This window comes from Pandoraea sp. PE-S2R-1 (assembly GCF_002179865.1).
Taxonomy (GTDB): Bacteria; Pseudomonadota; Gammaproteobacteria; order Burkholderiales; family Burkholderiaceae; genus Pandoraea.
In genome coordinates this window covers 88730-107782 of the sequence record NZ_NGUR01000007.1, presented here as the reverse complement: position 1 = coordinate 107782, position 19053 = coordinate 88730, and the positions used below count along the sequence as shown (strand labels likewise).

The 19053-nt window shown below is 62.6% G+C and carries 17 protein-coding genes; 8 read left to right on the top strand and 9 right to left on the bottom strand.

Annotated elements, in window-relative coordinates; genetic code table 11:
* Positions 1-255 precede the first annotated feature (255 nt).
* Positions 256-1203, bottom strand: a complete 948-nt coding sequence (locus CDV44_RS03165; RefSeq protein WP_087686637.1) for a LysR family transcriptional regulator — start codon at positions 1201-1203, stop codon at positions 256-258.
* 160 nt (positions 1204-1363) lie between these two features.
* Here CDV44_RS03165 and CDV44_RS03160 point away from each other — a divergent pair, with 160 nt between their 5' ends.
* Both CDV44_RS03160 and CDV44_RS03155 read left to right on the top strand, forming a co-directional pair.
* Positions 1364-1987: a chromate transporter gene (locus CDV44_RS03160; protein WP_087686636.1), complete on the top strand. Its 624-nt coding sequence runs from the start codon at positions 1364-1366 to the stop codon at positions 1985-1987.
* Positions 1984-2514: a chromate transporter gene (locus tag CDV44_RS03155; RefSeq protein WP_087686635.1), complete on the top strand. Its 531-nt coding sequence runs from the start codon at positions 1984-1986 to the stop codon at positions 2512-2514. The genes CDV44_RS03160 and CDV44_RS03155 overlap by 4 nt, the downstream gene beginning before the upstream one ends.
* Positions 2515-2523: 9 nt before the next feature.
* Here the strand turns inward: CDV44_RS03155 and CDV44_RS03150 are convergent, their stop codons facing one another.
* Positions 2524-4062 carry a hypothetical protein gene (locus tag CDV44_RS03150; RefSeq protein WP_141118659.1) on the bottom strand — a complete coding sequence of 513 codons (1539 nt, stop codon included), beginning with the start codon at positions 4060-4062 and terminating at the stop codon, positions 2524-2526.
* A 249-nt stretch (positions 4063-4311) separates the two neighbouring features.
* Between CDV44_RS03150 and CDV44_RS03145 the strand changes: the two genes are divergently transcribed.
* From CDV44_RS03145 to CDV44_RS03135, 3 genes are all read left to right on the top strand, one after another.
* A complete protein-coding gene (locus tag CDV44_RS03145; RefSeq protein ID WP_087686633.1) occupies positions 4312-4938 on the top strand; it encodes a LysE family translocator in 627 nt (208 codons plus the stop codon).
* Positions 4939-4985: 47 nt separating this feature from the next.
* Positions 4986-5831: a DUF3047 domain-containing protein gene (locus CDV44_RS03140; RefSeq protein ID WP_087686632.1), complete on the top strand. Its 846-nt coding sequence runs from the start codon at positions 4986-4988 to the stop codon at positions 5829-5831.
* Between the two features lie 253 nt (positions 5832-6084).
* Entirely contained in the window at positions 6085-7869 is a 1785-nt protein-coding gene (locus tag CDV44_RS03135) for a penicillin-binding protein 2 (protein WP_087686631.1), read from the top strand.
* Positions 7870-8106: 237 nt separating this feature from the next.
* Here CDV44_RS03135 and CDV44_RS03130 read toward each other — a convergent pair whose 3' ends face one another.
* The 5 genes from CDV44_RS03130 to CDV44_RS03110 form a co-directional block, all read right to left on the bottom strand.
* On the bottom strand, positions 8107-8472 hold the full coding sequence (locus CDV44_RS03130) for a cytochrome o ubiquinol oxidase subunit IV (RefSeq protein ID WP_058377759.1): 366 nt from the start codon (positions 8470-8472) through the stop codon (positions 8107-8109).
* On the bottom strand, positions 8473-9099 hold the full coding sequence (locus tag CDV44_RS03125; protein ID WP_058377758.1) for a cytochrome o ubiquinol oxidase subunit III: 627 nt from the start codon (positions 9097-9099) through the stop codon (positions 8473-8475).
* A 2-nt stretch (positions 9100-9101) separates the two neighbouring features.
* A complete protein-coding gene (gene cyoB / locus CDV44_RS03120; protein ID WP_087687186.1) occupies positions 9102-11081 on the bottom strand; it encodes a cytochrome o ubiquinol oxidase subunit I in 1980 nt (659 codons plus the stop codon).
* 15 nt (positions 11082-11096) lie between these two features.
* Entirely contained in the window at positions 11097-12173 is a 1077-nt protein-coding gene (gene cyoA / locus CDV44_RS03115; RefSeq protein ID WP_084656064.1) for a ubiquinol oxidase subunit II, read from the bottom strand.
* A gap of 511 nt (positions 12174-12684) precedes the next feature.
* Positions 12685-13314, bottom strand: coding sequence for a LysE family translocator (locus CDV44_RS03110; protein ID WP_058377756.1), 630 nt, complete (start codon positions 13312-13314; stop codon positions 12685-12687).
* 269 nt (positions 13315-13583) lie between these two features.
* Between CDV44_RS03110 and CDV44_RS03105 the strand changes: the two genes are divergently transcribed.
* Both CDV44_RS03105 and CDV44_RS03100 read left to right on the top strand, forming a co-directional pair.
* Positions 13584-14048: an Lrp/AsnC family transcriptional regulator gene (locus CDV44_RS03105; protein ID WP_058377755.1), complete on the top strand. Its 465-nt coding sequence runs from the start codon at positions 13584-13586 to the stop codon at positions 14046-14048.
* Positions 14049-14170: 122 nt separating this feature from the next.
* Positions 14171-15727, top strand: coding sequence for a sensor domain-containing diguanylate cyclase (locus CDV44_RS03100; RefSeq protein WP_249277388.1), 1557 nt, complete (start codon positions 14171-14173; stop codon positions 15725-15727).
* On the opposite strand, the gene CDV44_RS03095 is transcribed toward CDV44_RS03100, so the two are convergent.
* The gene (locus tag CDV44_RS03095; protein ID WP_087686629.1) at positions 15634-16776 is read right to left on the bottom strand and encodes a LysR family transcriptional regulator; all 1143 of its coding nucleotides are present in this window, start codon (positions 16774-16776) and stop codon (positions 15634-15636) included. The genes CDV44_RS03100 and CDV44_RS03095 overlap by 94 nt on opposite strands.
* Positions 16773-18266, bottom strand: a complete 1494-nt coding sequence (locus tag CDV44_RS03090) for an MFS transporter (protein ID WP_087686628.1) — start codon at positions 18264-18266, stop codon at positions 16773-16775. Before CDV44_RS03090 ends, CDV44_RS03095 begins: the two co-directional genes overlap by 4 nt.
* A gap of 128 nt (positions 18267-18394) precedes the next feature.
* On the opposite strand from CDV44_RS03090, the gene CDV44_RS03085 reads away from it, so the two are divergent.
* Positions 18395-18997, top strand: coding sequence for a helix-turn-helix transcriptional regulator (locus tag CDV44_RS03085; protein WP_371328723.1), 603 nt, complete (start codon positions 18395-18397; stop codon positions 18995-18997).
* The last annotated feature ends 56 nt before the right edge of the window (positions 18998-19053 follow it).

Here is a 19053-nt window from a genome sequence, read left to right as displayed (position 1 = left end):
GCGGCAAAATATTTAAAAACTTTAGGACTATTATCTATTCAATGATGGCACATTGAAATTTATTCAATACGCGGGGTAACGTCGCCGAAGGAAAGATATCTAACAGATGTTGTTGAGAACGCCAATGCCCCGAGCGACCAAGTGCCGTTTATCTCGGAAATCCGAAAGGTCCGCTATCGCGTGAATTCAAAGGTCGAATGCCCCATTGCGATTTCTGGCGAATGAAAGTGGATCTTGACCGCTTCCCGGCGGCCGTCATCCTGCGTTCAACAAGCTCACATCCCCCCATCCACCGGTTTTCGCCGCCGTGCGCACGTGGTCAAGCAAACGCGCCGTCGGCCCCGCGAGCACCCCGTCCCGATAAGCGAAGTGCAGCGGCGCGCGCGGTGCGGGGGTCAGTGGCCGGTAGACGATGCCCTCCACCTGCATGCGCATGAGCGATGCGGGCACGATCGACACCCCCAACCCGGCAGCCACCAGCGATAGCGTCGACGGCAGACGCGGCGCCTCCTGCTCGATATGCGGGCTGAACCCTGCCCCGTGACACGCGGCAATGATCGCGTCGTACAACCCCTGCCCCGTGCGGCGTCGATAGAGAATCAGCTTCTCCGCCGAGAGTGCCGTCAGCGGCACCGCTGCCTTGCCCGCACGCCCCTTGAGCGCCAGCGGGTGCGACGATGGCACTGCCAGCACCATCGGCTCTTCCAGCACCGGCAGGATGGCAATCTGCGCGATGTCGCCCAGCGGCTGACGAATGAAGACTGCGTCGAGCTGACCGTCGCGCAAGCCATCCAGCAATTCCGTCGTGCTGCTCTCGTCGAGCATCAGAGAAACCGCCGGTGCATCCGCCCGGAACGCGCGAATCACAGCGGGCACAAACGGGTGCAGTGCCGACGAACTCGTAAAGCCCACCGCCAGCCGCCCTTTGACACCTGCGGCCACGCGCCGGACGTCATCGACCGCCTGATCGAGTTTGCGCACCACGTCGTAGGCATCGCCCAGAAACGCCTGCCCCGCGTCGGTAAGCGCCATGCCGCGCGGCAGCCGCTCAAAGAGCGTCACGCCCAGTTGTGTCTCCAGCACGCGAATCTGCTGCGAGAGCGGCGGCTGGCCGATACCCAATCGTTCGGCGGCCCGCGTCATGTGGCCCGTTTCAGCCACCGCAATGAAATAACGCAGCAGCCGAATGTCGATGTTTGCCATATTGATTCGATATGATTCCAGTCACTTCCATATATTGGACAATATAGCGCAATCGACCTACTCTGACGTTGTCCCGCGCGGCGCCCGTGCATCTCCTTCCGCGATGTCACCTCCTGCCGGGCGGCCCCCACGGCTGTAGTAGTTCTAGAAGATTCCCGCCATGCGCATTCCGGCTCCGTCCACCAAGCTCGCCGCCCCGGCGACACGTCCGCCCGATCTCCCGGTCTCCGGTACCTCAGACACCAACGACACCGTCGTCCCGAGCATTCGTCAGCTTTTCTTCGGCTTTCTCGGCTTGGGCATGACCGCGTTCGGCGGCGCATTGCCGCTGGCACGCCGCATGATCGTCGACCGGCATCGTTGGCTGACCTCAGAAGAATTCACCGATCTGCTTGGGCTTTGCCAGTTTCTGCCCGGCGGCAACATCATCAACTTGTCCGTCGCATTGGGCATGCGTTTTCACGGCTGGCGCGGCGCGCTGGCGTCGATTCTCGGATTGATTGCGGCACCGTCTGCTGTCGTGATCATGCTCGGCATGGTCTATCAGCACTTTCAGAACGACCCGCACGTGAAGCATCTCTTCGCCGGGCTTGCGGCAGCGGCGGCAGGTTTGCTGATACAGATGGCGTGGAAAGTGTCGTGGCCGCTGCGCAAATCCGTGGTGCTGGCCGGTGTTGCGGCGGCGTGTTTCATCATGATTGCCGTATTGCGCGTGCCGCTCGTGCTCACCATGCTGATCATGACGCCGCTGTCCATCTACGCCACGTGGAGGGTTTCGCAATGACCGGCACCCTTATCTCGCTCGCGCTCATCTTCACGCAGTTGTCCGTGCTCGCGTTCGGCGGGGGCAACACGATCTTGCCGGAGATGGAGCGTCAGGTCGTCGACATCCATCACTGGATGACCTCGGAAGAATTCAGTGCGCTGTTCGCGCTTGGGCAGGCGGCGCCCGGCCCGAATCTCATGATCGTCACGCTGGTCGGCTGGCACGTGGCCAGTTGGCAGGGGATGCTGGTCACCACGCTCGCCAAGTTCGGGCCGTCGTCGCTGATTACGATCTTCGTGCTGCATCTGTGGCAGCGCTTCAAAGACCGGCCGTGGCGACGCATCGTTCAGGCTGGGTTGATGCCGATGACGGCGGGACTCGTGGCCGCGAGTGCGGCGTTGATTGCCGAGGCATCGGCCACGTCGTGGCTGCTTGCAGGCATTACCGCAAGCGTGGCCGTGCTGGCCATCCGAACGCGTGTTCACCCGCTGTGGTGGCTGGCGGCGGGTAGCGTTGCGGGATTGGTGGGTGGGGCGTGGTTGTGAGCGAAGTGCTCAGGCGTGGCGCCAGTTTGCGCCGTGCTTGTGGCTCGGCTTGCGGGCTCGCGCCGGCTTGCGCCACCGAGTCGACGCTTCACGCTCGGGGGCGTCCTGTTCGCTCGTGTCCGGCATCGGGTTCGCTCCGGTTCTGCCAGCCCGGCTGACCGTATCGAACGACGCACGCCAGTGCGCGTTGCCCATGATCTCCACGCCCTTGACGAGTTCGCTCCACTCCAGCGAGCCGATGACCAGCGCAGGCGGCGTGTCCATCCGAGCCATCGCCGCAAATCCGTATGCCGAGCGCGCCGTCGGCGTTGTCTGAATTCCGGCTTCGGTAATCAGGACGCGTGCCAGCCACTGCGCCACGTGCATCGGCATCGATGGGGGCCATGGCCCATGGGTGCCTGCCGGTGGCGCGTCGTGCCACTTCCAGATGTCGCGCGTCGAGATGTCCGCCATGACGCTGTTTCCAATGCGTTCGAGCACACTCGAACAGGTGTCGAGATACACCGACGCGATAGACATCTGCATATTGAAAAGATATCGCCAGTCGGCTCGCATGCCACAGTCGTTGCGCACGCTGGCGGCGATCAGTGACACGACGCGCGCCCGGACACGTTCAAGCGCCGCCACGTCGGTCAGCCGCTCCCGGTTCTCTCTGATCTCCTGCTTTCGCGCCTCGTGTGACTTCTTCGGCACCGACGGGTCATCGCACACCTCCTCCAGTGCCTCGAGATCGCCGGTCGTCTCCTCCGGATCGAAGAGTTGCACATCGACCGGATGCACCGAAAATGTCGGCGCCCCTGCCACATCCGTCTCCCACGCGGGTACCAACAGGTCGTGAAGCAGCCCGAACATCTCGTCGCGCCGAATCAACGAAGGCATGGCGGGAATGATTCGAAGGTTTTGTACGTGGGCGGCATTCAGGTGGAAGTCGAGCCCGTGAGCCAACAGTCCGCATAGCGCGACGACGTGCCAGCTATCCAGGTCACTCTGTCGTGGCGTGTTCGACAGATGCACGATCAGCGCTCTGGAAATGTCGGCGTCCGCCTGCGGCAGCTCAGGCTTTCGCCATGCAGTCAGCGCACGGGCGGCGTCGTACTGTTGATTCGCGCGCCACTCTTCCGGCGGGATATCCAACGGTGCCTTGGCGGCCGCATCGTCGGCCGGTGGCGGAAATGCCCCACCGAGGGTGGGTGGAACCCAGTTATCGGACCGTAGCCACGGCGAGAATAGTTTGTCGAGTGCCGCCCGCGACGACCACCCAAGGCCCGTAGAGACGAGCGCGGCGAGGGGCATCCAATATTCGCTGAATCCGTTGATGCCATGGATATAGTGCTCAGCACGAAAGTACTCCGGCCCTTCGTCACAGTGCGTCAGCACCATGGCGGTTTCGTTGATCGTCGTGCGCTCGCAACATCCGTAGGTTTGCGAGCAGTTTTGCACCTTCGCGAAGTTGCTCGCGAATTCGCCTGATCGAAGGACGTCCAGCACCTGCCCGAACGCCTGCTCCGGATGAACCAGATGAGACATCAGATCCACTAGCATTGGCATGTTGAGTATCCCGGTGGCATTGAAGAGCTGCGCAGCATGCGGCGGCGAGGCCCGCCACGCTTACGGGATTTCCAGCAGGGCTATGGCAAAACGCATTCTGGAGGACACCGCAGCAGGCGCGCCCCAAATCTGGGATGATGTCGCAATCGTGCCGTCCGGCGGCCGTTGCCTCCCGGCGACTGTCCGGCTATCTGCCACCAGCCGCCTGCCACCGGCCACCATTAGACGGCCCTGTTCCACGGAGACTCCATGCCGACCATTGCCACCCTCGCCACGTTCTTCGCCGTCGTGCTCGGGCTGTTCCTGATTCCCGGCCCTGCCGTGCTGCTCACCATTACCCGCACCGTGCAGGGTGGGCGCCGCGCCGGCATCATGACCGGCATGGGTATCGCCCTCGGCGACCTCGTCCATACCCTGTGTGCAGCCGTGGGCTTGTCGGCCGTGCTGATGACCTCTGCGCTCGCGTTCGACGTCGTCAAGTACATCGGGGCGGCCTACCTGATCTATCTCGGTATCAAGGCGCTGCGTGAGCGCCCGAGCGATCCGCAGTTGCCCGTGGCGCCGCAGGTGTCGCCCACGCGCGCGTTTGCGCAGGCCGTCGCCACCGAAGTGCTCAACCCCAAGACCGCGCTCTTCTTCCTCGCCTTCATGCCGCAGTTCGTGCATGCGAGCGAAGGCAACGTGTTCATGCAGTTTCTGGTGCTGGGTATGGTGTTCGTCGCCATGAGCGCCGTGTACACGGCCGCGATCGCCCTGTCGGTACGCCCGCTCGGCCGCTTTGTGAAGCGCTTTACGTGGCTGCTGCGCTGGCAGGGCAAGATCATCGGCACCATCTTCATCGGACTGGGGTTGCGCGTCGCCATGCAGCAGCGGTAAGTGTTCCGGGGCCTGCCGCGCCCCTCTCAAAGCCGGAGTCGCTCACTATGCAACGCATCGTCTCGCCGCTTCGCAATTCCAGCAATTCCCGCAATTCCCGCATTTCCAGCACCTTCCGCCGCCCGGTGATTCCTCCGGGCGCGCGCGCCCTTCGCGCTGCCTGCGCCGCCGCACTCGCCCTCACGCTCGTTGGCCTTGCCCCGGGCGCGGCCCTCGCGGCGGATAGCGATACCGGAAGCGGTGCCCTCTTCTCGCAAGCGCCCGCGGGCAGTGCGTTGCCTGTTGGCGCGCAAAACCTGCCCGTCGTCAAAGGCAAGAAGCTCACCCAGTACAACGTCGTCGCTGACGACGGACGCAATGTGATCGAAGCCAAGTCCGTGGATTCGGCTTCGGCGCTCATGTACAAGGGCGACGGCATCGATCTCGCGGCTACCCCGACCGTCTCGTGGCGCTGGAAAGTGGCGGGCGCCATTCCCGGGGCCGACAACCGCGAAGCTGACAAAGAAGACTCGCCGGCGCGGATCGTCTTCTTCTTCGATGGCGACAAGTCGTCGCTACCCTTCGGCGACCGGGCAGCGATGAGCCTCGCCAAAGCGGGCGGGGAAGACCTGCCCTACGCCACGTTGATGTACATCTGGTCCAACGATGCCGCCCCCGGCAGCGTCATCCAGAACCCGCATACCGACCGCGTGCAGATGCTCGTCGTGGCGGGTGGCGACGCCAGCATCGGCAAATGGCAGTCCTTCTCGCGCAATCTCGCGGCCGACTACGAGCGTGTTTATCACCAGAAGCCCGGCAAATTGATGGGCTATGGGGTTTTCACCGACAGCGACAACACGCACGCGAGTGCGCACGCGTGGTACGGCGACGTCCGGTTCGGCGCAGCGAAGTAGTGGCACCGAAGCGGATGGGAGCGGCCGGGAGCGGGCGTTTTTCCGCCGATTTTTCGTGTCCGGTTTCACCTGCTGACACCCATACGCGACCGCGTCGCGACGTCATCGAAAAAAACGCTGCAAGCCCCGTGTGACGGGGCTTTTGCGCTATTGCAACAGTCGCTTGCGTGCTACGCTATCTGGCCTAGAATTTGAGCCAGAGTCTGTTGATTGGCTCACCGCAGTCATCGCATCTCAACGCCCCGCGAGCGCCATGCAAAAGAAACGCCAGCCCAAGGACGTCACGTTCTCCGCCAGTCCGGTCCTTCAATCGCGCATGTCCTTGTGGCGCTCCAAACTCGTCGTCATCGTCATCACCCTCGCGTTCATCGGCTTGGTCGTGCGTGCCTTCTGGATTGCGGGCCCCGGCAACGGCTTCTATATCGCGCAGGGTGAAAAGCGTTACGAGCACACCATCGTCATGCCGGCCGTGCGCGGCAAGATCGAAGACCGCGATGGTCGCGTGCTGGCCACCAGCCTGCCCATGCGTACCGTGTGGGCCGTGCCGACCGAAGTACCGGACGACCTGTCCGACAGCGATATCCAGCAGGCGAGCAAATTACTCGACATGCCAGCCAAGGACTTGCGCAGCAAGTTGATCGGCGAGAAGAAATTCGTCTATATCAAGCGGCAGGTATCGCCCGAGATCGGCAAGCAGATCGAAGCGCTGGGCATTCCCGGCGTATACGAGAGCAGTGAATACAAGCGCTTCTATCCCGAAGGCGACGTTGCCGCCCACGTCGTGGGTTTCACCAACGTCGAGGACAAGGGGCAGGAAGGCATGGAGTTGGGCGAAGAGCCGTTGCTTGAAGGCGCAGCCGGGGTGAGGCGCGTCATCAAGGATCGAATCGGCCGCACCATTCAGGACCTTGACGACTCCAGCCCGCCGCGCGACGGCAAGGACATTCGTCTGACGCTCGATACTCGCGTGCAGTACATCGCGTACGAGGCATTGAAGAACGCACTGGATCGCACCGGCGCGAAGGCGGCGATGGCCGTCGTCATCGACGCCAAGACCGGACAGGTGTTGGCGCTGGCCAACTTCCCGACGTACAACCCCAATGATCGGGAGCATTTGACTGGTGAGCAGTTGCGAAACCGGGTGTTTACCGACGTATTCGAGCCGGGTTCGATTCTCAAGCCGTTCACGATGGCGTTGGCGTTGGACTTGCATCGTCTGACGCCGGCCACGCTTATCGACACAGGCCCGGGCCGCTATGTGTTCGAGGGTGCGACCATCAGCGACGACAGCGCGAACGGGGTATTGACGGCGGCGGGTGTGATTCAGAAGTCGAGCAACATTGGCATGACCAAGGTGTCGACCATGTTGCGGGCGGAGGAGATGTGGGACATGTTCACCGAGATTGGGTTGGGTCAGCAGCCGAAGCTCGGTTTCCCGGGTGCTGTCTCGGGGAGATTACGTCCGTACAAATCGTGGCGTCGCATCGAGCAGGCCACCATGGCGTACGGCTATGGTATTTCGGCGTCGTTGTTCCAGTTGGCGCGGGCGTACACCATCTTTGCGAACGATGGGGTGTTGGTACCGATCACGATCATCAAGCCGGACGCGCAGGTGCAGCCGGAGGGGGTGCGAGTGATTGATAGCCGTACGGCATCGGAGATGCGAAAGATGTTGGCGGCCGTGGTGGATACGGGGGGTACGGCGACGACGGCGCAGGTGGCGGGATACAGCATTGGGGGCAAGACGGGCACGGCGTACAAGGCGGGCGTGCACGGCTACGATCACTCGAAGTATCGGGCGTCGTTTGTGGGGATTGCGCCGTTGTCGGCGCCGAGATTGGTGATTGCGGTGTCGGTGGATGAGCCGAAGGCATCGCAGCACTTTGGGGGACAGGCGGCGGGCCCGGCGTTTGCGGAAATCGCGTCCCAAGCGTTGCCTTTGCTGGGTATCAGACCGGACTTGCCGGTGAGGCCGGGAGTGATATTGGCCGCACCGACCACGGATACACCGGCGGACGACCCGGGACCGCATGGATAGGGTGGGAGTGGTGAAACGACGGGAAATATGAGCGGTGATTGCCGGCCCTCTGGCGGAGCGACTTTAAATTGGAGTGAGCCGGAGGGCCGGCAAGCGCCGCGGGCCGGGGTGGCGGGAGAGGACGGAGCGGGTAGTCAAACGGTCGGCGTCATCGCATCGTGAGCCTCAAGACAAAAAGGGCAGTTCGATCATTCGAACTGCCCTTTTTGTTTACCACTAACACCGAGAAGGAAGAACTTACATCCCCGGCATCATCAGCGAGTTAGCGTTGTGCATGATCCACAGCGAGCCCACGAGCACGATCACGACGATCAGGCCGGTGAACAGGAACGCCATGATGTTCCAGCGTTGTTCCGACGAGCGGTCCATGTGCAGGAAGTAGATCAGGTGAACGATCATCTGGATCAGGGCTGCGCCGAGAATCAGCGGCAGCACTGTCGACGGGGGCATCGTGCCATCCATCACCAGTTTGAACGGCACCACGGTCAGGATCACTGCGAGCACGAAGCCGATCAGATACGACTTCACGCTGCCGTGGCTGCCACCGGCGGCATTATGGCCAGCTTCGTGGCCGTGCGATTGCACCGATTTGCTATTGCTCATTTACATCGCTCCCATCAGGTACACGACCGTGAACACGCCGATCCAGACCACGTCCAAGAAGTGCCAGAACAGCGAGAGGCACTGGAGGCGGGTCGTGTTCGTCGAGCTCAGGCCCTTCTTGCCGATCTGGAACATCAGCACGGCCATCCACAGCAGGCCCGAGGCCACGTGCAGACCGTGGGTGCCCACGAGCGCGAAGAACGACGACAGGAATGCGCTGCGTTGCGGGCCGGCGCCTTCCAGGATCAGGTGATGGAACTCATACAGTTCCATGCCGATGAACGCGGCGCCCAGCAGCCACGTCACCGCCAGCCAACCCATGACCGTGCCCTTCTTGCCGCCGTGCAGGCCGACCATGGCAAAGCCGTAGGTGATCGACGAGAACAGCAGGATGAACGTTTCGACCAGCACAAACTTCAGGTCGAACAGTTCCTTGCCGGTGGGGCCGCCTGCCGACGAGTCACGCAGCACCGCGAAGGTGGCGAACAGGCCGGCAAACAGCACCAAGTCGGTCATCAGGTACACCCAGAAACCGAAGATCGTATTGCCGCCGGTGTCGTGGTGCGCGTGGTCATGCGCATGCGCATCCGCATGCGAGCCCGTGTGTTTAAGAACTTCGCTCGTCATGATTAAGCCTTTGCTGCTACAGCCAGTGCCTGATGGTGGGCCTTTTCAATGGCCACCACTTCCGGCGACTGCACGTAGTAGTCGATCGAATCGTCGTTGCTGCGGCAGATGAATGCCACGATCATGCCGACGAAGCCAACGATAGCCAGCCACCAGATGTGCCAGATTGCGGCGAAACCGAACACCAGCGAGAACACGCTGATGATGAAACCGGCGCCGGTGTTCTTCGGCATGTGGATCGGGGCGTAGCTCGTCTTCAGATCGCTCTTGATGCCGTGTTCCTTGCGGTAGGCCAGCTCGTCCACATCGTGCACGCGCGGCTCTTCGGCAAAGTTGTAGAACTGCGGCGGCGAGGACGTCATCCACTCCAGCGTACGGCCGTTCCAGGGGTCACCCGTCGTATCGGCAAGCGCCTTGCGGTTCTTGATCGACACCACCACTTGCAGCACCTGGAAGGCGATACCGGCGGCGATGAACAGCGCACCGATCAGTGCGGCGATCAGCCACGGCTGCCAGGCCGGGTTGTCGTAGTGGTTCAGACGGCGCGTCATGCCCATCAGACCCAGCACGTACAGCGGCATGAAGGCCAGGTAGAAACCGATGATCCAGCACCAGAAGCTGTACTTGCCCAGACGTTCGTCGAGCTTGAAGCCGAAAGCCTTCGGGAACCAGTAGTTCATACCGGCGATGTAACCGAACAGCACGCCACCGATGATCACGTTGTGGAAGTGAGCAATCAGGAACAGCGAGTTGTGCAGCACGAAGTCAGCGCCCGGCACGGCGAGCAGCACGCCCGTCATACCGCCGATCACGAACGTCACGATGAAGCCCAGCGTCCAGAGCACCGGCACGGTCATTTGCACGCGACCGCGGTACATCGTGAACAGCCAGTTGAAGATCTTCACGCCCGTCGGGATCGAGATGATCATCGTCGCGATACCGAAGAACGCGTTCACGCTGGCACCCGAGCCCATCGTGAAGAAGTGGTGCGCCCACACGAGGAACGACAGCACCATGATCGCGGCCGTGGCGTACACCATCGACTTGTAGCCGAACAGCTTCTTGCCCGAGAACGTCGAGATGATTTCCGAGAAGATACCGAACGCCGGCAGAATCAGGATGTACACCTCAGGGTGACCCCAGATCCAGATCAGGTTGATATACATCATCGGGTTGCCGCCCAACTCATTCGTAAAGAAATGGAAGTCGAGGTAGCGGTCGAGCGAGAGCAGCGCCAGGGTCACCGTCAGCACCGGGAACGCGGCGCACACCAGCACCATCGTGCACAGTGCCGTCCACGTGAAGACCGGCATCTTCATCAGGTTCATGCCCGGAGCGCGCATCTTCAGAATCGTGACGACGAAGTTCACACCCGTGAGCAACGTCCCCAAGCCTGAAATCTGCAAAGCCCAGATGTAGTAATCCACGCCCACGCCGGGGCTGAATTGAATGCCCGAGAGCGGCGGGTAAGCCAGCCAGCCCGTGCGTGCGAATTCACCCACGCCCAGCGACAGGTTCACCAGTGCCATACCGGCCACGAACAGCCAGAACGACAGCGTATTCAGGAACGGGAAAGCCACGTCGCGTGCGCCGATTTGCAGCGGCACCACGAGGTTCACCAGGCCCGTCATGAACGGCATTGCCACGAAGAAGATCATGATCACGCCGTGGGCGGTGAAGATCTGGTCGTAGTGTTCCGGCGGCAGAATGCCAGGCGAATTGTGGGCGAGTGCCAACTGGGTACGCATCATCATCGCGTCGGCAAAGCCGCGCAACAGCATGACCAGCGCCACGAGCACGTACATGATGCCGATCTTCTTGTGATCGACCGACGTGATCCACTCATTCCACAGGTACTTCCACTTGCCGAAGTAGGTGAGCAGCGCGAGGATGCCCAGCCCACCCAGCACCATCATGCCCACGGCGCCGACGATGATCGGCTCGTGGTACGGGATGGCTTCGAGGGTCAGTTTGCCAAACAGCGTTGACATTGTTGTTTACTCCTTGTGCGCGTGCGCGGCCGTACCGGCGGCGTGCATCGCATGCGCGCCGGCGTCCATGGCCATGGTCATGGGCTGGCCGTTCTGCACGTTCGCTGCCGCAGCCGGAGCTGCCACCGCGTCAGTACCCGCGCCCTTCATTTCCATTTTCATGTCCATGCCCTTCATGTCCATGCCTTCATGGGCATCGTGACCGGCGGCGTGACCCTCGTGCTGCTGAGCCATGCCCGCGGCCATCGGGGCGTGCAGGATCGACTGGAACATGTTCGCGTCGACCGAGCTGTAATACGTCACCGGCGTGTTCTCGCTCATCGGTGCCAGCGTCGACGCGTAGGTCGACTTGTCGAGCACCTTCTTCGACTCACGCACCTTCGTCACCCATTGCTGGAAGTCGTTGTCCGTCATCGCCAGCGTCTTGAAACGCATGCCCGAGAAACCGCCGCCGCTGTAGTTCGCCGAAATGCCGTCGAACGAGCCGACGTGATTCGCGATCAGATGCAGCTTCGTTTCCATGCCGGCCATCGAGTAGATCTGGCTGCCGAGTTCCGGAATGAAGAACGAGTTCATGATCGATTCCGACGTGATCTTGAAATTCACGGGGGTATCGACCGGAACGGCCAGTTCATTGATCGTCGCGATGCCTTGTTCCGGGTAGATGAACAACCACTTGTAGTTCAACGACACCACTTCGACCGTGATCGGCTTCACGTCGCTTTGCAGCGGCTTGTAGGGATCGAGTTCGTGGGTGCTGACCCAGGTAATGCGCGCGAGGATCGCAATAATGATGATCGGCACGAGCCACACCACGACCTCAATGGCCGTCGAGTGAGACCAATTCGGCTCGTAGCGGGCCGACTTGTTGGTCGCGCGGTACTTCCACGCAAACCACAGCGTCATCACGATGACCGGAATCACAACGATCAACATCAGCCAAGTGGCCGTGAGGATCAGGGATTTGGTCTCTTCTCCGACCTGCCCTTTGGGGTTGAGCAGCGCCATGTCGCAGCCAGCCAAAAGCAGCGGCGAACACAAGGCGAGGAGCCTAAGCAATCGCGGGTTTCTGTGTTTCTTCATGTCACACGACAGGGTTGAGTTGGCCAGCGAACGGCACAACACGGGCTTACCGGCCTGATGCAGGGTCGCAGGAGGTTGGCAAGGGTTAAGGTGAGACGGGAGCAGTCGCCGCGCCGGTATTGCACCGGCCGAACTACGACGACTGGGTCATCGAAAAGACGGGAACCGGGGCAGATTGCCGCCCGCAGGCCTCAAGTCACTGTCCGACTTCTTGGCTTTTACTTCCATCACGGTGCGGCATTATGCCGAAGTTTAATAAGGCCGGACATGATGGGCACGGCTGCGCGACAATGTGTCGCGCCGGTCACCCGCGTACGCGCGCGACATTTTCAACGTAGTTATGGGGGCTTTTGACGGCAAACGCTGTGCAATGCAGCAATTGGGGAACGTTCCCATTTTTCAATAGGTGCGACGTTCTGTCGCACCCATAATTGCGGTGTCGCAGCGAAATGCACCTGGTTGGTGCAATGGTTTGCCCAGAGGGAAGTGCGGTAGCTTACCGCGAGTCAGGTCAATCGAGTGACAACCTGAGCGCGAACGCCATGAGCGCCGCCGCGAATGACCAGCGTTGTACTTTTTGTGCAAGCGGGCGCGTGCGCAACCAGCGCGCGATGTGGGCCGCGCCGAACGTCAGCGTCACGTCGAACACCGCGCCGACCGCCACGAGCAGCACCCCCAACTCCAGCACCTGCGACCACACCGGCCCCGCTTCCGGGCGCACGAACTGCGGCAACAGCACCGAACAAAACAGCAACGCCTTCGGGTTCAGCACGCTGGACAACACGCCACGGCGCACCGCCTGTGTCAGCGGCGGCGCCGCTTCGCGCGACGTCGACAGCGCCTCGATGCCGAACGCCGGCGAGCGCCAGATCTGGATGGCGATCCACGCAAGATAGATCGCGCCGGCAATGCGTACCGTTTCGAACAGCCACGGGGCCGCGCGCAGCAGCGCTGCCACACCACAGGCCGAGAGCGTCACATGACCCGCGCGCGCCAGTGCCAGCCCGACCGACGTTGCCAGCCCGTGCCGCACGCCGCGCACCATGCTCGTCTGCATCACCAGCGCCATGTCGGGGCCGGGCAATGCGTACACCACCACAAGCGCGCCGATGAAAACCGTGAGCAACTGAAGCGAAACCATGAGACGTCTCCGGACCCGGCCACAGCGGCCGGAAAGGTCTACATGATCACGCTAATTCATCGGAGAAACGTGGCGTTTTCCATCCAATAAAAGCATGATATTTAGCCGATTCCTCCACACCCAAAGAAATCACAAGACAATCCTTCAAAGTCATTTTTGGCGATATCCGGGCGACCTAAGCCGTCTGGATGAGGGGTAACACTTCCCCAGCACCGCAGATCGTGGTGGAATGCCGTCTTTGCAGCAGATTTTGTAGCGGGATACCCACCATGAACGAACTCGACGCCATCGATCGGGCGATTCTCGCCATCGTCCAGCGCGACGGTCGCATCTCCAACGCCAAGCTCGCCGAGCGCGTGTCACTCTCCGAAACTCCGTGTGCGCGCCGCCTCAAGCGCCTCGAAGCCGATGGCTATATCACCGGCTACCGGGCAGAACTCTCCCGCCGTGCGCTGGGCTTGGGTGTCGTGGCCTTCGTGCACGTGCGCTTTGCCGTGCATGACCGGGCGCTTTCCGAGCAGTTCGAGCGTGAAGTGCAGGCCATCGACCGCATCGTGTCGTGCCACAACATTTCGGGCAGCGCCGACTATCTGCTCGGCGTGGTGGCCACCGATCTCGACGACTACGGCCTGTTCACGCGCGACGTGCTGCGCGCCCTGCCCGGCGTCTCCTCCATCGAATCGATGCTCTCGCTGCGTGAAGTCAAACGCGACACCGGTGCGCCGTTGCTGTGATTCGGTGCGGTTTCTTCCCTGTGGCTTCGTGATTACGGCCCTATTTCGTCCCATAGGGGTTAGGGCCGTTTCACCTTAGAATGACGGCCTGACCCGACTTCAGGTGCCACATGCCGGACGCCATGCCCGCTGTACCTTCCACGTCTTCCGCTGCCCCTGCGGTGGCCCTCCCGAGCGCCGCCAGCGACGACGCCGTCATGTTCGATCTCGCGCCGGTCTCGCTCTGGCTCGAAGACTTCAGCGGCGTGCGGCATCTGTTCGACGAATGGCGGGCGCAGGGCGTGACCGATTTGCGCGCGCACTTCAAGACCGATGCGGCACATGTGTCGGCGTGCTCGCAGCGCATTCGCGTCATCAAGGTCAATCGCAAAACGCTCTCGATGTTCAACGCACCGTCGCTCGACGCGCTCGTGGCCAATCTGCCGCGTGTGTTCCGCGACGACATGCTCAAGACGCATATCGAAGAGCTCTGCCAGCTTTGGGACGGCCGTACGCACTTCACCAGCAAGACTGTCAACTACACGCTCGACGGACGGCGTCTGGACGTGCTGCTCAACGGCTCGGTCCTCCCGGGGCACGAAACCACGCTCGACCGCGTGCTGATTTCGCTCGAAGACGTGACCGAACTCGAACATGCACGCGAGCGCGTGACCATGGGCGAGCAATACGCACGGGGTCTCTTCGAATACTCGCCGGTCTCGTTGTGGGTGGAGGATTTCAGCGCGATCAAGTTGCTGCTCGACGATGCACGTGCGCGCGGCATCACTGACTTTCGCACCTTCACCGACGTGCATCCCGAGTTTGTCGAGCGCTGCATGAACGAGATTCACGTGCTCGACGTGAACCGTCACACGCTCGCGATGTTCGTGGCAACCGACAAGGCCACCCTGCTCTCGCGTCTGCCCGATGTGTTTCGCGACGACATGCGGCACAACTTCCGCGAGCAGTTGATCGATCTGTGGGAGAACAAACTCTTCCAGCAGCGCGAAGTCGTGAACTACGCGCTCGACGGCAACGAGATCAACGTCCACCTGCAATTTGCCGTGCTCCCCGGGCATGAGCCGCGCTGGGATCTGGTGCTCGTGGCGCTCACGGACATCACCGCGCGCAAGAAGGCCGAGTCGTATCTCGAATTCCTCGGCAAGCACGACGTGCTCACCAAGCTGCGCAACCGCTCGTTCTACGTGGATGAATTGAACCGTCTGGAGCGCAAGGGCCCGTTCCCGGTGACGGTGATCGTCGCCGATCTGAACGGACTCAAGGCGGTGAATGACCAGCTCGGACACGCCGCTGGCGACGCGCTGCTGCGTCGCGCCGGCGAAGTGCTCGGCAAGTCGGTGGTGGCGCCGCAGATTGCTGCGCGCATTGGCGGCGACGAATTTGCGCTGCTGCTGCCGTCAACCGATGCGACGGGTGGTGCAGCGATGATGGAGAGCATTCGTCAACTCGTCGAACTCAACAACTCGTTCTATCCGGGCACGCCGCTGTCGTTCTCGATGGGCATGGCCACGTGCGAGGCCGGTGAGCGCCTCGAAGCCACCGTGCAGAAGGCCGATCTGCTGATGTACGAAGAAAAGCGCAATCATTACGCCGGCAGTCTGAATGAGCGTCGCGTGCTGGACGGCTTGCCCTCCGGCAGCGGACCGGCGGGTGGCGTGGGCGGCGCGGGTGGTGCATAGCGCTGCTGCGTCGCGAGCGGCTCGCAAATCTGCGCGAGCCAGTCGACGAAGGCGCGCACGCGCGGTGAGACGCGCTTTTGCGCGGGGTACGCCACCGAGAGCCGCAACGGCGGTGGCGGACATTTCGGCAACACCGGCACCAGACGTCCCGAGGCGAGATACGGGGCCGCCGCCAACACTGTCGGTTGAATCAGACCGAGCCCTTCGAGCCCTGCGGCAAGATACGCAGCTTCATCGCCTACATGAAGTTGTCCGCGTGTGCGCACGCACGTGGCCCGGTCGCCGACCATCAACATCAGATCGCCGCAACGGGCAGTGACCAATGCCGGCGGCGGCGAGGTGGCAAGCATCGAACCGAGCGCAGGCAGCGCGTCATTCGCCGCCGAGGCTGAGCGAGGCGCATGCCCCACCGAAGCCGACATCGACGCTGATACCGAAGCAGAGGCTAGCGGCTCCGCAGGCGCCGTCAGCCATTTCACCGACGTGTGTGCGGTCAGCGCTTCGAGATCGTCGGGCACGCCATGCGTGTCGAGATAGCGGCGGCTCGCACACGTCACACGCGGCAAGTCCCCCAGATGCCGCGCCACCAGCCGCGAATCGGGCAACTCGCCCAACACCACCCCGCACTCCACACCGTCGCCACGCCAGTCGCCGTGCGCGGGCGTCGCATCGATTGCGATTTCGAGCCCGGGGTAGCGCGCCTGAAATTCTGCCAACGCCGGCATCACGACTTCACGCGCGATGACCGGTGGCAACACGATGGCAAGGCGTCCGCGCAACTGCACTTCGGCACCGAACAGTCCCGCTTCCACCTCTTCGATGTCGGCGAGTATCGCCGCACACCGCTCGTAATAGACGGCCCCTTCGATCGTGAGCGCGACACGCCGCGTCGAGCGCGTGAAGAGTGCCACGCCGAACCAGCGCTCGAGATGCTGCACCTGCGTCGTCGCCGTGGCGCGCGGCAGGTCGAGCGAGGCCGCTGCCTTGGTGAAACTGCCGACGTCGGCCACACGCACGAACGTGCGCATGGCGGTGATCCGATCGATCATGATGCCTCCTGCTCCTGCTCGGAAAGAGACGCCGCGGGCGCTGCGACGCGGCCACGCAAAGCCAGCACGGCAGCCGCCGCCGGTGCCAGCGCAAATACGGCAAACAACCAGACCGACGCGCGCTGCACGTCGGCGTATTGCCCATCGGCCAGACCGGCCAAGTTCGCGACAAGCCCTGCCAATGCAGAGCCGAGCGCCATCGAATACAACTGCACAGTGGTGATCGAGGCCGACGCCAGATGCACTTCGCCCGGACGCGCCGCGGTCATCACTCGCGTGAGCAAATGCGGCCAGCCCATGCCGACACCGACGCCGACTGCAAACAGCGCGATGCAGAGCGCCGTGACGCCCGTCGCCGTTTCGAACAGCGCGGCCTGCGGCAACAACCAGGCGAGTGCGAGCATGCCGAGCGTGACGATAACGGGCCCCAACCGCACGCGCTGTTCAGCGGCGTTGCCGTGTCGTCCTGCACTCGTCATCGAGCCGACCGACCAACCGGCCGCCATGAGCGCCGCCAGATAACCGGCAGCAAACGGCGTCTGACCGTGCAGGGTTTGCAGGAAATACGGGATATAGATTTCGCTCGTCGTCGCGATGCCAAGCAAGCTCATCGCCGCATACAGCGCGCCGAGCCGCGTGCGCATCGAATACGCCCCGGTCGGCAGCAGGCGCGGCACCGCATGACGGGCGCTGCGCTCACGCTGGGCGAGCCACCACGCCAGCGCCAGACCCACGATCACCCACGCGGCGGCCATCAGATGTGAGCTGACCACGGCAGCCAGCGAAATCGCCACGACCGACGCTGACAGCAGAATCACCTTGAACCACGGTACGGCATGGTTTTCGTCGGCTTGCGTTGCGTCTGCGCTCCCCGACGCTTGCGAAACGCGCCCGGCCGGCACCTGCGCACGAATGATCAGCGCGAGCCCGACCACCACCGGCAACAGCGACCAGAACGCCCAGCGCCAGTGGCCGAATTGCGCGAACACACCCCCCACGGCGGGCCCGCACAACGTGGCCACGCCCCACATGCCCGAGACCAATCCCATCGCTCGCGACCACAACGGCGGCGCGAACACCACGCGAATCAGCGCATAACTGAGCGAGAGCAGAATGCCGCCGCCGAAGCCCTGCAACGTGCGCCCTGCCAGCATCCACGCCATCGTAGGGGCCGCCGCACAAACGATCGTGCCCGCGCTGAAACCGATCAGGGCTGCGACGTACGCCGTGCGCGGCCCGAGCGACGTGAAGAGTTTCGACGCGAACACCGCCCCGAGAATCGACGCCACCACAAACAGTGTGGTGTTCCACGAGTAGAGATCGAGACCACCGATCTCGCGCACGATCGAGGGCAGCACCGTCGTCGCGACATATACATTGGTGGCGTGCAATGCCACACCGCCTGCCAGCGCCAGCGATCGCCAGCCATTGTTGCCGGTCAACAGATCACGCCATCCCGGCGCCGCAGCATTTGTCGTCGTTGTTGTCATGGATGGACAGCCGGCCGCAGGCCGACTAATATGCAAGATAATTCTTGGATATTACATGCGGCACAATGAATTACCCAAATAACCACTTGGATAATAGGGCAACGGTTCCGAATGCGGCACACGAGCGTGTGTTGCATTGGCTCAAGACACAGGGACCGGCGTCGACGGCAGAGGTCGCGTCCGCGCTGGGCATCACGGCGGAAGCGGCGCGTCAGCAGGTGCAGAAGCTGGTGGCCGACGGCCTGGTCGTGGGCGAGACGATGCCGTCACGCGGCGCCGGGCGCCCGCGTCAGGCGTGGATGCTCACCGGTGCCGGTCACAACCGCTTTCCCGATGCGCATTCCCATCTGACGATTCAGTTGATCGGCTCGATCAAACAGCTCTTCGGCGACGAAGGGCTGCATCGACTGATCTCGCAACGCGCGGCGGAAACGCGGGCGCAGTACAAGCACGCGGTCGATCCGCTGCCGACGCTGTCGCAACGGCTGACGCGGCTCGCGGAGATTCGGTCGGCGGAGGGCTATATGGCGCGCGTCGAGCGCGACGGCGACGACTGGCTGCTAATCGAAGATCACTGCCCGATCTGCGCCGCCGCCAAGACGTGTCAGGGGTTTTGCAGCAGCGAGCTGGAGCTGTTTCAAGAGTTGGTGGGCGCGCGCGGCACCGTCACGCGCGAAACGCATATTCTCGCGGGCGGGCAGCGCTGCACGTATCGCGTTCGGACGACGTGAGCGGCTTGCGATCAGGCACGCGAGGCCTGATGCGAGGCCTGATGCACGACGTGAGG